Consider the following 13,033-nt stretch of genomic DNA (forward strand, 5'->3'; position numbering starts at 1 on the left):
GCCGGGGTTGTGCCGCCTTAGCGGGGGTCTTGGCTGTGCGGGGGGTGGGGGGGGGGGGGGGGGGGGGGGGGGGGGGCGGCCCGGGGGGGGGGGGGGGGCCCCCCCCCCCCCCCCGTCACTCCGCCCTCGCCGACGTCACGCGGTGCAGAGCGGCCACGCGACCCGGCCGGCCATCAGCCGTCCGCGCGCACCACGTCCACGTCGTCCGCACGGACGTAGGCGATCCGGTAGCCGAACTGGATCTCGTAGTACACGTCGTTGCCCACGACCACCCGGTGTGGTGCGTTGTCGAAGCCCGACCCGCTGTCGACGTACGAGCCGGTCGTGCTGCCTTGCGTGACGTAGCTCTGTCCCGCCGACAGTTCGTACGGCAGGGGTGAGACGGACTGCACGGTTACGTCCGCCGGGTAGGCCTCTTCCTCCGGGAGGGCGCGACCGTACACGGGGATGTCGTCCAGGCCGGGCTTCGGAGTCACCATCCGTCCGGTGGCCCCGACGGCTGTCGGGTGTGCGGGCGGGTTCTTGAACCACGCCTTTTGGCCCAAGTACCAGATCGCTGTCCACTCCCTTCGGCGCTCGGCGACGGCATACGTCTGCCCGGTGGAGATCCGTGCTCCCATGTCGGAGACGCGGAGGGTGGAGTCCTCCCCTCCCGGGTGCTTCCCCTCGTCGTGGACCAGCGGGGCGTCCTCGCTCGGCTCGGAGTACAGCCGTACCGCGCTGGACCCGTGCGCCGGGCAGGGTTCGTCGTGTCCGGCACAGTTCGTGAACACCGGCTTGTTCGAAGCGAAGTCGGGCAGGACGGTGACCAGTTCGCTGTCGGGGCCGGCGGTGGCACGCAGTGGCGCGCCGAGGAGGTCGAAGTAGTGCCGCCAGTCCCAGTACGGTCCCGGGTCCTCGTGCATGCCCGGGATCGTCGAAGCGGTCGGTCCGGGCACGTTGTCGTGACCGAGGATGTGCTGACGGTCCAGCGGGATGCCGTACTTCTTGGCGAGGTAGGACACCAGGCGGGCCGACGAGCGGTACATCTGTTCCGTGTACCAGGCGTCCGGATGGGCGAGGAATCCCTCGTGCTCGACGCCGATGGACCTGGCGTTGATGAACTGGTTTCCGGCCTGCCAGGCGACGTCCTTGGTCTTGACGTGCTGGATCACGCTGCCGTCGCTGGAGCGGATCGTGTAGTGCCAGGACGCCTCGCTGGGGTCCTGCACCGTTTTGATCATGACTGGGCTGGTGTCCTCCGTATCGTGGATGACGATGTAGTCGATCTTCTGGTCCTTGGGACGGTCGGCCGGGTCGTGATTGCCGTACCGGTCGTCACCGAACTCCACATGGGGTGAGGGAATCCAGTCGCAGGCGAGCGTCGCAGGGCATTCGACGTCGGTGTGCGGTGCCTTCGCCGGGCGCACGGCCTGGACCTGCGAGGCGTTCGGTCGGGCGCCGGGACTGGCCGCGAGTGTGACCTGCTGCCCGGTGTCCGTGGTGCGTCGGACGCCCTTGCGGATCACCGCGAAGACGTCGTCGGCGAATTCGGCTGCTGCCACACTGTTCGTCGTGCCGCTGAAGCGCGCCACCGCGCCCCACCAGTCGCCCGGATCGGTGCTGAGCGGTCTGCCGAGCTGCCGCTGGGCGTCTGCCAGCAGCGCTGCTCCCCCGCGTACGTTCTCTGCGGCATCCGTGCGGAGCCTGCGCGACGATATGCCCACGAGCCTCGCCGCTTGTTCCAGCGTGGTCATCTGCTCGGGCGGGGGCCCTTCCGGCAGAGGTGCGCCGGATATCGCGGCGGACGAACCTGCCTGGGCGTGGGGCGCACTGTGCTGGTGGGCCTGGGCCAGAGCGGTGCGCGCGTCGGTGAGGTGCATCGGCCCGTACCCGCCGCTGACGCTCGGGACACCGGCGTGTGTGTCCCACCGGGACTGCACGTAGGACACCCCGAGCAGCACACTCTTCGGGACCCGGTACTCGGCGGCGGAGTCCGCGAACGTCTGCTGCATCGACGTCACGGACGGCGTCTGCGGACTGCCGGGCGCGAAGTCACCGAGTATCGGCACCAGCAGGACGGCCGTCGCCGCCGTGTACGACGCCGCCCGAGCGGCGTATCTGGCTGCTGGAGCACGGGAAGTGACGGCTCGCACGCACGGCCTCCCTCACAGTCGGAACTAGCGGAATACGGCGCTCGGCACCGCGCGACGGCGTTCGTACTCCGGGCTGTCCAACGGTCGTTCAGCCCGGGCCAGGACGGTCACCCGTCCCTCGACGCCTCTCCCTGCACGATGCCTCGCCCCGCACGGCCCGTCCTGCGGAGGGTCACCGGCGTGGCCCAACCGCCCGCCCGTTGCCACCCGGTCGGCGGCGGAGGCGCGGGGGTGCGTCGTCGGTCCCCGCCGATGCAGTGTGGGCCTCAAGGGCACGCGCACCTGAACCGCGATCCTGCGCCCGGATACGCGTGTGGCCCCGGCCGGGACACCGGCAGGGGCCACAGTCGAACGAGTGGCCGTCAAGTCTGGCACTGCTTCGTCGCTGCGGTGGACCAGTTGCTCCAGGCAGCGCCGTCGGCGCGGGCGTGGACCCGGATCTCGACCCTCACCGGAGCACACACCCGGGTCGTGCTCCCCACCTCGACAGGGCCGATCTCCTCGCCTGCCTTGACGTAGGCGCGACCGGTGCCCACTTTGGCCCAGGAGCCGCCGTCAGGGCGGGCGAATGCCTCGTAGGAGACGTTCACTGCTCGCGTGCCGGCGTTTCGGAGCTTGATGTGCGCCGTCATCTCGCGCGAGGGAAATGCGCCGACAGTGCCCCGCTGGGCGCTGATGCAGCCGTTGACGGCGACGCGACCGGTCGACGTACCACCGCCGCAGGCGATTGCCGCGGCGTGGGCGTCGGCCGGAACTGTCAGCAGGGTGAGCGCGGCTGCGCACAAGGCCGTTGCGGTACGCCTCAAATACACTTCCTGGTCCCTTCTCTGAGCCTGATCCCTTCGAAGAAACCATGGCTTCTCGGGCCCGATGAGCGTTTACCGTCACAGTTCGCCCGAACAGGCGCAGCCATCTCGAGGTCGAGTTCGTCCCTCCGGGCGAAGCCACGCCGTTCTCCGGCGGTCTGGGGCGTAGCTCCTTCTCGGCGGTTGCGGTCCGGGCGGCCGGTCCTACGCCCCGCCCCGAAGGCCTCCGTGTTTCGGCTCACCGCCCCGTACCGCCTGGTCGAGCAGAGGGCCGAGTTCTCGTGCCACGGCCTCCAGCGGGCGCACGTCCTGTTCCGCGCGGGCCATCAGGATCGCTCCCTCCAGGGCGCTGATCATGAGTGTGGCGAGCGGCTCGGCGCGCTGCGCCGGGACGTCCATGTCCATGAGGGCTTGGGCGATCGGGGCGGCCCAACCGGCGAACGCCTCGGCCGCGGACCGGCGTGTGGACTCCGTCGACTCGGCGCAGTCCACCGTGGCCGCGGCGACGGGGCAGCCGGAAGCGAAGCCGAGCGTTTCGTACTCGTCGGTCCACTGCCGCACCATCGCCGCGAACAGACCGGCCGGGGTCGGTGCCGTCATGCCGGCCATGAAGAGCGCGACGCGCTTGCTCGCGTAGCGGCCGGCCCAGGCGACCGCTTCGTTGACCAGTTGTTCCTTGCCGCCGGGGAAGTAGTGCTGGAGCGAGCCGCGGGGTGCTTCGGCATGGGCCGCGACGTCCCGCATGCCCGTCGCTGCGACTCCGTCGCGCCGGATGAGCTGCGCCGCGCTGAACACCATCCGTTCGCGCGGCCCTCGTTCGGTCATGCCCATCGCCTGCCTCCCGTCCAGGCCCCCACTCTATGACCGTCGTCATGACGGCCGATACTATGACCGCTGTCATAGTCGGACGCGGCGACCCCGCCGCCGCGCGTGGGCAGGGTGGTGCGCTCGTGGACGTCGGCTTCATCGGTCTCGGGGTCATGGGGCAGCCCATGGCTCTCCGCCTGGCCCGTGCGGGCACTCGTCTGGTGGTGTGGAACCGCACCGCCGCCCGCACCGAGCCCCTGCGTGCGGCGGGCGCGGTGGTGGCGGCGGACCCCGCGGATGTGTTCGCGCGGGCGGACGTGGTGATCGTCATGCTGGCCGACGACCTCGCGGTCGACGCCGTCCTGGGGCGCGGCACTCCCCACTTCGCCGCGCGCGTCGCCGGCAGCACGGTCGTCCACATGGGCACGACCTCGCCGGAGTACTCACAGGGCCTGGAGGCCGATGTCCGCGCGGCGGGCGCCCGTTATGTCGAGGCACCTGTCTCAGGTTCCCGAGTCCCGGCGGAGAACGGCGATCTGGTGGCGATGCTGGCCGGCGACGAGGGGGTCGTGCAGCAAGTACGCCCGTTGCTCGGCCCCTTGTGCCGTGAGACGTTCATGTGCGGCCCCGCGCCGAACGCGTTGCTGATGAAACTGTCGGTGAACCTGTTCCTGATCACCCAGGTCACCGCTCTGACCGAAGCCTTCCACTTCGCCGAGCGCCAGGGCCTGGACCGGAACCTGTTCATGGCTGTCCTGGGCGCGGGCCCGATGGCCAGCGCGGTCACCCGGATGAAGACGCCGAAGCTGCTGACCCGCGACTTCGCGGTGCAGGCGGCGGTGCTGGACGTCCTGAAGAACAATCGGCTGATCGCCGAGGCTGCCCGCAAGAACGGCCTCTCCTCACCGCTTCTCGACGTCTGCCATTCCCTGTTCCAGGAGACCGTCTCGCTCGGCCACGGCGCCGAGGACATGGTGGCCGTCCTGCACGCGATCGAAGCACGCACCCAGGACGCACCGCCGGCCGACCTGGACCGCCACTCCGGTGGCCGGAGAACCGTTGACATGACTGCCGGTCGTCGGCACACACCCGACAACGCATGACAAGGCCGGCCCTGGGTGCGGGCCGGCACTCCGAGTCCGGACAGCGGCGCCGAGCGCGCCGCCCATCGGATCTCGCGCAGTGCTCTTGCGACCGGGGCAGGGTGTTCGGTGTCGGTCCGGGCGGTCCGGCGATCCGCAGGTCGGATGGGAGCGGCTGCCGCGGATCAGTGGCCGGCGCTCTGGCCACCGTCGACGTGGAGAATCTCGCCGGTGACGAACGGAGCGTTCTCGAGATAGAGCACCGCGTCGACGACGTCTTTCACCTCGCCCATGCGGCCGACCGGATGCAGCTTGGCGAGCGCCTCGTGATAGCCCTCTGTCATCGGTGTCTTGATCGTTCCCAGAGCGACGGCGTTGCTACGGATACCGCGGGTGGCGTATTCGATGGCCAGGGCCTTGGTGGCGGACTGCAGGCCGCCCTTGGTCATGGAGGCGAGGACGGAGAGCACGTCGGAGTTGGCGTATTCGGCGAGGGTGGTGGTGATTTGCACGATGTGACCACCACCCTGGGCCAGCATCTGTCGGATTGCGAGCTGGCTGATCCGGAAGAAGCCGGTCAGGTTCACGGCGACCATGGAGTTGTACTGTTCCTCGGTGTAGTCGGTGAACGCGTTCCCGATGTAGATCCCGGCATTGTTGACCAGAGTGTCGATGCGGCCGAACCTCTCGATGCCTTCGGCGATGACGCGCTCGGCAGTGGCACGATCGGCGATGTCGCCCTGGACGGTGTGGACGTCCGCGTCCTGCGATTCGGCGATGGTGCGCGAGGTGGCGACGACGGCGTAGCCGAGTTCGCGATAGCCGACGACGAGGCCCGCTCCGATGCCTTGTGATGCACCGGTGATGACCGCGACCTTCTGGATCCGACTCCTCATGATGACCTCCTCCGAAGGGGCGGGGTGGCTCGACCGGTCGCCGGCTGCCGGTCATCACCATCTTCTGGGGCAGTTGCACATCACCAGGCCGACGCATGTTCCCCGGCCCTCGACCGGCACGGGCCCCGCGTGGCTGATGCGCAGTCAGCGACCCGGGGCGCGCTGTCTTACCTCCTGAAGGATCCAGACGTTGCCGTCCGGGTCACTGAAGGCGGCATGGGAGCCGTGGTCGGCACGCTCGGGGTGGGGGCCTGCCGGCGGTCCGGAATCCGGCGGCGTGAACTCGCAGACGCATCTGGGCGCCTTCCAGGCGGAGTCGGGTGAGACAAGAGCTCTTGCACACCGCCCGCGCTCAGGAGCACAGATTCACATGCCGGACGGCCAGGACGTGCCCCGCGGCGTCGATGAGGCGGCTACGGGAAAGATGCCCGTTGGCCACCGCATTGGTGATCGCCGTGGCGATGGAGGACGTCTGGGCGCTGACGTTGCTCCCCAGGTCGAACATGACCATGTCGGCACCGGAGCGCAGGGCCTGGACGGCGGCGGCGGGGACACTGAAGCCGGCAGCGGAGATCGCCTTGGCGCTGAGCGAGTCGGTGACGACCAGCCCCTTGAATCCCAGTTGGCCGCGCAGCTCGTAGCTGATGACGGTGGGTGACAGGCTCGCCGGGTTGGTGCCCAGGCCCGGCACGATGTTGTTGGAGACCATGATGGCCGGGGCTCCGGCCTTGATGGCCGCCGTGAACGGCGGGATGCCCACCTTCTGCAGGGTGGACCAGGGGAGGGTACGGGCGGGGCCGAAGTCGGAGTTGTAGGTGGAGCCGCCGATGCCCGGGAAGTGCTTGACGACGGGTATCACGCCTCCGGCGCGCAGCCCGTTCATGTATGCGACACCGGCCTTGGAGACCACCGCGGTGTTGCCGCTGAAGGACCGCCACCCGTCGGGATTGGTCTTGCTGGGTGCCACGTTCCTGCCGTCGACGTCGACGACCGGCGCGAGGTCCATGTTGACCTGGGCGGCCGCCATCTTGGTGGCGACCTTCGTGACGTTCTGCTGGATCTGGGCCGGGGTCCAGTGCGCGCCCATGTACGCGGGCCAGGGCAGGGACCCGACGAGGTTCGACATGCGCTGGATGCCGCCACCCTCCTCGTCGGTCATCACCAACAGGCCCAAATGGCCGGGTACATGGGACTTCAGGGTGGTCAGCCGGGCGCCGAGGTCGGACGGCGCCTTGCTGCCGAACAGCAGCACACCACCCGCACCCGCGCTCACCTGGGCAGTGGCGTCGGACACCGAGGTCTCCGACACCGGGACCGCGATGGTCAGCATGGCCAGCCGTTTGTTCGACCACGCGGCCAGCTTCGTGCTGTTGGTGCACGCGCCGGCCGCGGGGGTGAGGGCCGGAGTGAACGTCGAACCGGGATGAGAGGCTGCGGCGGGTGGGGCGAGGGACACGCCGGGACCGCTGGAGTGCGGGGCCGACGTGGGGGTGCCCGTGGCGCAGCCTGCCAGGAGCATCGCCGCCACGGCCGCAGCGGTGCTCAGTCTGCGTGCGTTTCTGGCGCGGCCGGGACGTCGCGGGGGTGATGTCACGCTTCCGCGGTCGCGGTACTCCGGGAGATTCATCGCAGGCCTCCTTCGGCGAGGCGCGACGGTGACGGCACCTGTCGCGCCGAGGGCCGTACGAGCATGTGGTGGGCACAGCGCGTGAGAGCCGCACCGGCCCGCGTCTGCTCGCTGATCCACGGTCGGACTTCCACGATCTCGCGCCTCGGGGCCGGACGGAAATCCAGCCGACGTGAGTCAGGACCTTCGAGCCCGCTTCACCCGGTCCGCAGCACCACTCACCATGGGAAGTGTGCGCGGCTGAGGCGCCCTCGGGCCGGGAAGCAGCAGGTCAGGGCAGGCCCCGGCACGTCTGCACCCACACCGCACCCCATCGTCTCCCCTGGCCGCCGGGCCCTTCGCTTCAGGAGACGGGGGTGTGAGGCGACGGGTGTCGACTGTGGTGATCGCCAGGGCGGCACCAACCGCGGTGGGTGTGGTCACCATGGTTCTCGCCCACCCCCAGGAGCACGCCCGCGCCACGAGTCGCATCACGACCACGGGCAGTACACAGCCACGAGTCGCATCACGACCACGGGCAGGGCGCAGCCGCTGCGGGCGGCCCCGTCCCGCGGCGCTCTCGTGGCGGCACGGCGCCCTCACCGTCAGTCCTCGGCGACCCGGATGATCGTCCTGCCGGTGACGCGCAGCTTCGGGGCGAAGGCGGCGACCGACTCCTTCAGCGGGACGACCGCGCCGACCCGCACGTCGAGCCGTCCGTCCCGGACCCGCTGGGCCAAATCCGCGAGGCGCGCGCGGTCGGGTTCCACGACGAAGAACAGTGCCCGCCCGTCCTTGGGCTGGACGGTGGGCGGCTGGGCGATCGTGACGAGCGTGCCGCCGGCACGTACGAGCGTGGCCGAGCGGTCGAGGATGTCGCCGCCGATGACGTCGAAGACCACGTCGACCTCACCTGCCTCCTTCACCCAGTCGGCCTCGAGGTCCAAGAACGCGTGCGCGCCCTCGGCCAGGACGGTGTCGCGGTCGGCGGACCGGCCGGTGCCGATCACACGGGTTCCCGCCTCCACGGCGAGCTGCACCGCGATCGATCCGACGGCACCCGCGGCGCCATGGATCAGAACGGTCTGACCGGTCAGGATCCGCGCGTGGTCGAAAAGGCCCTGCCAGGCGGTCAGCCCGGAGATCGGCAGTGCGGCCGCCACCGTGTGGTCGACGTCAGCGGGGAGCGGGGCGAGGTTGCGGGCCTCCACGGCGACGAACTCGGCCAGCGAGCCGTTGCGGGCCCAGTCGGTCAGTCCGAAGACGCGCTGGCCGACGGTGAGGCCGGTGGTTCCGTATCCGAGCTCTGCCACGACTCCCGAGACCTCGTGCCCGGGCACGCTCGGTGTGCGGTCGTGGCCGGAGCGGTCGGTCCATGTCGCGGGCCAGTCGAGCTCTCCGCGGGTGAATCCGGCGGCGTGCACGCGCACGACGACGTCGTTCTCGGCCGCATGGGGATACGGCAGGTCGGTCAGGGTCAGCCCGCTGACGCCTGCGTCGCGGCCCGGGGCGGTGATGGCTTGCATGGCTGTTCCTCTGTCTGGTTTCCCGAAGTGTGCGTGGATCGATCACATCAGTCGATTCTTACCGTCTTGTCAGGGTCTATCCCCGGTGTCCGGCCTGGCGGCTTCCGATCACCCGGCCGCCGCGTCCGCCGGGTACGACCGCCCCTGACAGGGCGGCATGGACGAAGGAGCAGGACGACGATCGCGGCCGGAAGCCACTGGTGTCATCGGTTTCCCTCTGCCTTCCTCGAAATCAACTCGGCCAGGGCGCATCGATGACGCGCTCGACCATGGTCTTGCGGCGGAAACCTGGAACAAAATGTTCCAGGACGTCCGAATTCACCGTCCCGTAGGTGGTGTCGGGTCGGTTCCTGAGCCCGTCGACGAATGCCTGCAGGAATTCCCTCTTGAAATCTCCGCGCGGATGCGCGGCGATGATCTCGTCCACCTCGCCTCCCTCCAGCCTGTCGAGCCCCCAGCCGACCACGTCGGTCAGAACGCCGTAGTTCGTGGCAGCCGTCTCCGCGCCCAGCCGGCCGGGAATCCCCGGCGTGGTGTGCAGCGCGATCGCCGTCCAGACGACCTCGGCGGCACTCTTCGAGAAACCGCGGTCGAGCAGGAACGTGCGGGCGTGATCGGCGCCGTCGAGCTCGAACCGCTGCTCCGTTTCGGAGAACGGGGTCGAAAGCCCCGTGTCATGGAACATCGCGGATATGTAGAGCAGCTCCGGATCGGGCTGGAGGCCGAGTTCTCGCGCATGCAGAGAACCGAAGAGGAAGACACGCCGGGAGTGGTGGAAGATGAGAGGACTGTTCGTCTCCCGAAGGAAACCGGTGGCCTCCGCCACTGCTGCGGTGTCGGGTATTTCCACTGCTGCGATGATGTCGTTCATGAGGTTCGCTCTTTCGATGTGCTGGTGAGGAGTAAGCGGTGCTCCTGATCTCCACGATGCCGACTGCGGCGCTTCTTCACCGCCTCGGTGTGGCCACGAACCACTCGAATCCAGACACCTGAGGAAGGGGACTGTGAGCTCCACGACGCATCGGGTCGCGATCCTCGTCTACGACGGGGTCGACCTGCTGGACGTCGCCGGCCCGGCAGAGGTGTTCGGCGAGGCGAACCGGCTGGGCGCCGACTACCGGATCGTCCTGCTGTCGACGACCGGCACCGACGTCGCCTCGTCGATCGGCGTACGCGTCGCGGTCGACGGCAGCCCCGCTTCCGGGCCGGATCCTGACACGTTCGTGCTGCCGGGCGGGGTCGTCTATCCCAGAACTCCCGTCACGCGGGATCTGATCGAGGCCGCACGCGAGCTGGCGGTCCGCTCCGGCCGGGTCGCGTCCGTCTGCTCCGGAGCATTCGTCCTCGCGGCCACCGGCCTGCTGGACGGCAAGCGTGCGACCACCCACTGGAAGATCACGAGCGAACTCGCCGCCCGGCACCCGAAGATTCGCGTGGAGCCCGATGCCATCTACGTGCGCGACGGCTCCACTTACTCCTCGGCCGGCGTCACCGCCGGCATCGACCTGGCGCTGGCTCTCGTCGAGGAAGACCACGGCCCCGACATGAGCCGGGACGTCGCCCGCGCCCTGGTGGTCTACCTGCAACGCGCGGGCGGCCAGTCACAGTTCTCCGCGCCCTTGCAGGGCCCACCTCCCCGCTCCCCCGCCCTGCGCACCGTCGTCGACCTCGTGAAGGCCGATCCTGCAGGCAACCACTCCCTGGGCGAACTCGCCGGGCACCTCCACCTCAGTCCCCGCCATCTCACGCGGCTCTTCCGAGAGGAGTTGTCCACGACGCCGGCCCGCTACGTCGAGTCGATCCGGTTCGACATCGCCAAGGCTCTGCTCGACCAAGGACACACCGCGACACAGGCGGCTTCGTTGGCCGGGTTCCCGAGTTACGAGAGCCTCCGACGGGTGTTCGCACGGGAGTTGTCCATCAGTCCCGCCGCGTACCAGCGTCGCTTCCGCACGGCCCGCCGGGGCCGGTAGCACCGACACACGCCGAGGACCATTGCCGCGTCTCGTGCAGCGACCGCGGGAACACGGGCTCCGGTGGGCTATCTCAGCTGTGCCGCATCCAGACGTTGGGCTCCTGGTACACACCTTGATCGGCCGAGCGGTCGATCCGTAGGAGGGAAAGCCCACCAGGGATCACGTACTCCCCCGAGTCGGGGAAGGTCATCCCGGTCCAGCCCTCCCACTCGGCGACCGTGCCCGTCATGGTCTGCGAAGCCGGAGCTGCCGCCAGCAATGCGGCGCCGAGGCGCTGATGGGTTCGAATCCAGGGATCGAGCGCCATACCGTCCTCACGGCTCCACCGCATGAAGGTCTCGATCGGTGTCAAGGGATACTGGGCCTTCGCTGTCGGGCGAACGGGGGCGATGACACGGTCCCAACCGGCTTGACCCGCTGCCTTGCGGAGCGCAGTGAGCACCTCCCCCGCCAGACCTCTTCCCTTCAGTGACGGCGTGACGATCGCTCCGCAGATCACCAGGGTGTCGGGTTCGATGCCCTGCTCACGGCCCTCGACGGCGTGTACGAGTGCCTGGGTGTATCCCGTGGGGAGATTCTCAGGCTGCCCGTCCCAGCGGATCGGCACACCCCACCCCGAGGCGACGGGCACGGCGTGGTCGTCCACCAACATGAGGTTCAGATCACCGAACCATTCTCTGACCCTGCCTATGTACTCCTTCACAAGCCGGTCCGCGGTGATGAACTCGGGGAAGCCTTCGCTGAAGAGCTCTTTCAGCTGCTCATCCCGCCAAGTACGCGCGTCGGTCCGCTCGATGCTCATGGCCATGGCCCGTTCATAGCACACAGCCAGTGAAGAGTCGCCGCCCGAGAGAGCCCCCAGGCCCCGGGCTACGCTCGCGCGTATGCGGATCACCAAATATGCACACTCCTGTGTCCGGTTGGAGCACGACGGCGGCACGCTGGTCATCGACCCCGGCGTCTGGAGTGAACCCGAGGCACTCGTCGGCGCCGACGCGGTCCTGGTGACCCACGAACACAGCGATCACGTCGATCTGTTGCGGCTGAAGGGGCTGGGCGTGCCCGTCTACGCCCCCAAGTCGGCGCGGATCCAGGGACTGGACTTCATCGGTGTCGACGTCGGCGAGGAGTTCACGGCGGCGGGCTTCCGGGTGACCGCCCAGGGCGGCAGGCACGCGCTCATCTACGGAGGCCTCCCGGACTGCGCGAACCTGGCCTACCTCGTGGAGGACCGGCTCTACCACCCCGGAGACTCCCTCCACCGCCCCGACCGGCCGGTGGAGACCCTGTTGGTGCCCCTGCAGGGTTCATGGATGAAGACGGACGAGGCCATCGACTTCGTCCGCGCCGTCGAGCCGGAACGGGCCTACGGCATCCACGACGGCCAGATCAACGAGCGGGGCCTGAGCAGCCTCAACGGCTGGCTCACCGACGAATGCGGCGGCCGCTACCGCTGGCTCGGGCCGGGGTCGTCCGCCTGAACACCGAGCCGTCCCTCCCCGTCCTCCACGCGGTCACCGTCCGGCGGACTCGACCAGCAGCGCCAGGTTCTCCAACGCCCTACGTGTTCCGGTCTCGTTGTCCGCGACCGGAATCACGTCCGGCACTCCTTCGTGCACGATGACGACCTCGGTTCCACCGTCCACGTCGCTCAGCTCCGTGGTCATGACCATCTCTCCGCGAAGGGCGGGATCGGCCGTCTCGAACTCGAGCACCTCGACCACTCGCTCGTCGGGGACGAGCTCCGCGAAACGGCCGTGGTAAGTGTCCGTGTGCGCCTCCGACTTGCCGGCCGCGCTCGGCACGTCATACGTGAGCGAGACGCGGAACACCCCGCCCTCATGGGCTTCGAACGTGTGCACCTCACTCCGCATGCCTGTCGGTACCCGCCACCGCGCGACCGCGTCCGCGTCCAGAAGTGCCCGATAGACGGCGGCCCGTGAGGCGTTCACCCGCCGCGACACTCGCGTCGTATACACGCGGTGCAGGCTACACAGGAAGACACGGATGAAGGAGTCCCTGCGGGGCACGGCATGCCCCGCACGGAAACCGGCACTTGACCTTCCCGACCCGACCGGCACGCACAACAGCCGCTCGTCCGGCCGCTGTTGGGTGCCTGACGGGAACGCGTCACTGGGCGGCCTCCCCGACGCCCCCTCCCGCGCGACCTCTTGACGGCCGTGGTTCAGACCTTTAGCG

12 protein-coding genes are annotated in these 13,033 nt (G+C 69.2%); 3 read left to right on the forward strand and 9 right to left on the reverse strand.

Annotated features, from left to right (window positions below):
• Positions 1–173 precede the first annotated feature (173 nt).
• The 3 genes from ACZ4IF_RS16445 to ACZ4IF_RS16455 all read right to left on the reverse strand — a co-directional run bounded on the left by ACZ4IF_RS16445 (position 174) and on the right by ACZ4IF_RS16455 (position 3,772).
• Positions 174–2,135 carry an N-acetylmuramoyl-L-alanine amidase gene (locus ACZ4IF_RS16445; protein WP_467563412.1) on the reverse strand — a complete coding sequence of 654 codons (1,962 nt, stop codon included), beginning with the start codon at positions 2,133–2,135 and terminating at the stop codon, positions 174–176.
• A 362-nt stretch (positions 2,136–2,497) separates the two neighbouring features.
• Positions 2,498–2,920 (reverse strand): hypothetical protein, encoded by a 423-nt coding sequence (locus tag ACZ4IF_RS16450; RefSeq protein ID WP_467563414.1) that lies wholly within the window; start codon positions 2,918–2,920, stop codon positions 2,498–2,500.
• A gap of 225 nt (positions 2,921–3,145) precedes the next feature.
• Positions 3,146–3,772, reverse strand: coding sequence for an LmrA/YxaF family transcription factor (locus tag ACZ4IF_RS16455; RefSeq protein WP_467563416.1), 627 nt, complete (start codon positions 3,770–3,772; stop codon positions 3,146–3,148).
• 119 nt (positions 3,773–3,891) lie between these two features.
• On the opposite strand from ACZ4IF_RS16455, the gene ACZ4IF_RS16460 reads away from it, so the two are divergent.
• Entirely contained in the window at positions 3,892–4,851 is a 960-nt protein-coding gene (locus tag ACZ4IF_RS16460) for an NAD(P)-dependent oxidoreductase (protein ID WP_467563713.1), read from the forward strand.
• Between the two features lie 164 nt (positions 4,852–5,015).
• Here the strand turns inward: ACZ4IF_RS16460 and ACZ4IF_RS16465 are convergent, their stop codons facing one another.
• The 4 genes from ACZ4IF_RS16465 to ACZ4IF_RS16480 all read right to left on the reverse strand — a co-directional run bounded on the left by ACZ4IF_RS16465 (position 5,016) and on the right by ACZ4IF_RS16480 (position 9,729).
• Complete coding sequence (locus ACZ4IF_RS16465) at positions 5,016–5,726, reverse strand: SDR family NAD(P)-dependent oxidoreductase (RefSeq protein ID WP_467563418.1); 711 nt, start codon at positions 5,724–5,726, stop codon at positions 5,016–5,018.
• Between the two features lie 352 nt (positions 5,727–6,078).
• Complete coding sequence (locus tag ACZ4IF_RS16470; RefSeq protein ID WP_467563419.1) at positions 6,079–7,353, reverse strand: glycoside hydrolase family 3 N-terminal domain-containing protein; 1,275 nt, start codon at positions 7,351–7,353, stop codon at positions 6,079–6,081.
• 584 nt (positions 7,354–7,937) lie between these two features.
• The gene (locus ACZ4IF_RS16475) at positions 7,938–8,858 is read right to left on the reverse strand and encodes an NADP-dependent oxidoreductase (protein ID WP_359498476.1); all 921 of its coding nucleotides are present in this window, start codon (positions 8,856–8,858) and stop codon (positions 7,938–7,940) included.
• 232 nt (positions 8,859–9,090) lie between these two features.
• Entirely contained in the window at positions 9,091–9,729 is a 639-nt protein-coding gene (locus tag ACZ4IF_RS16480; RefSeq protein ID WP_467563422.1) for an HD domain-containing protein, read from the reverse strand.
• A 133-nt stretch (positions 9,730–9,862) separates the two neighbouring features.
• Here ACZ4IF_RS16480 and ACZ4IF_RS16485 point away from each other — a divergent pair, with 133 nt between their 5' ends.
• The gene (locus tag ACZ4IF_RS16485) at positions 9,863–10,831 is read left to right on the forward strand and encodes a GlxA family transcriptional regulator (protein ID WP_467563424.1); all 969 of its coding nucleotides are present in this window, start codon (positions 9,863–9,865) and stop codon (positions 10,829–10,831) included.
• Positions 10,832–10,904: 73 nt separating this feature from the next.
• Here the strand turns inward: ACZ4IF_RS16485 and ACZ4IF_RS16490 are convergent, their stop codons facing one another.
• The gene (locus ACZ4IF_RS16490) at positions 10,905–11,642 is read right to left on the reverse strand and encodes a hypothetical protein (protein WP_467563426.1); all 738 of its coding nucleotides are present in this window, start codon (positions 11,640–11,642) and stop codon (positions 10,905–10,907) included.
• Positions 11,643–11,718: 76 nt separating this feature from the next.
• Between ACZ4IF_RS16490 and ACZ4IF_RS16495 the strand changes: the two genes are divergently transcribed.
• Positions 11,719–12,315: an MBL fold metallo-hydrolase gene (locus ACZ4IF_RS16495; protein WP_467563428.1), complete on the forward strand. Its 597-nt coding sequence runs from the start codon at positions 11,719–11,721 to the stop codon at positions 12,313–12,315.
• Between the two features lie 33 nt (positions 12,316–12,348).
• On the opposite strand, the gene ACZ4IF_RS16500 is transcribed toward ACZ4IF_RS16495, so the two are convergent.
• Positions 12,349–12,813 carry an SRPBCC family protein gene (locus ACZ4IF_RS16500; protein WP_467563430.1) on the reverse strand — a complete coding sequence of 155 codons (465 nt, stop codon included), beginning with the start codon at positions 12,811–12,813 and terminating at the stop codon, positions 12,349–12,351.
• Positions 12,814–13,033 lie beyond the last annotated feature (220 nt).

The sequence above is a fragment of the Streptomyces sp. NPDC025784 genome, assembly GCF_055558435.1.

Coding starts and splice junctions, on each gene's coding strand:
- ACZ4IF_RS16480 (WP_467563422.1), bottom strand. CDS start 9,729: ATGAACGACATCATCGCAGCAGTGGAAATACCCGACACCGCAGCAGTG.
- ACZ4IF_RS16475 (WP_359498476.1), bottom strand. CDS start 8,858: ATGCAAGCCATCACCGCCCCGGGCCGCGACGCAGGCGTCAGCGGGCTG.
- ACZ4IF_RS16490 (WP_467563426.1), bottom strand. CDS start 11,642: ATGGCCATGAGCATCGAGCGGACCGACGCGCGTACTTGGCGGGATGAG.
- ACZ4IF_RS16470 (WP_467563419.1), bottom strand. CDS start 7,353: ATGAATCTCCCGGAGTACCGCGACCGCGGAAGCGTGACATCACCCCCG.
- ACZ4IF_RS16465 (WP_467563418.1), bottom strand. CDS start 5,726: ATGAGGAGTCGGATCCAGAAGGTCGCGGTCATCACCGGTGCATCACAA.
- ACZ4IF_RS16495 (WP_467563428.1), top strand. CDS start 11,719: ATGCGGATCACCAAATATGCACACTCCTGTGTCCGGTTGGAGCACGAC.
- ACZ4IF_RS16455 (WP_467563416.1), bottom strand. CDS start 3,772: ATGGGCATGACCGAACGAGGGCCGCGCGAACGGATGGTGTTCAGCGCG.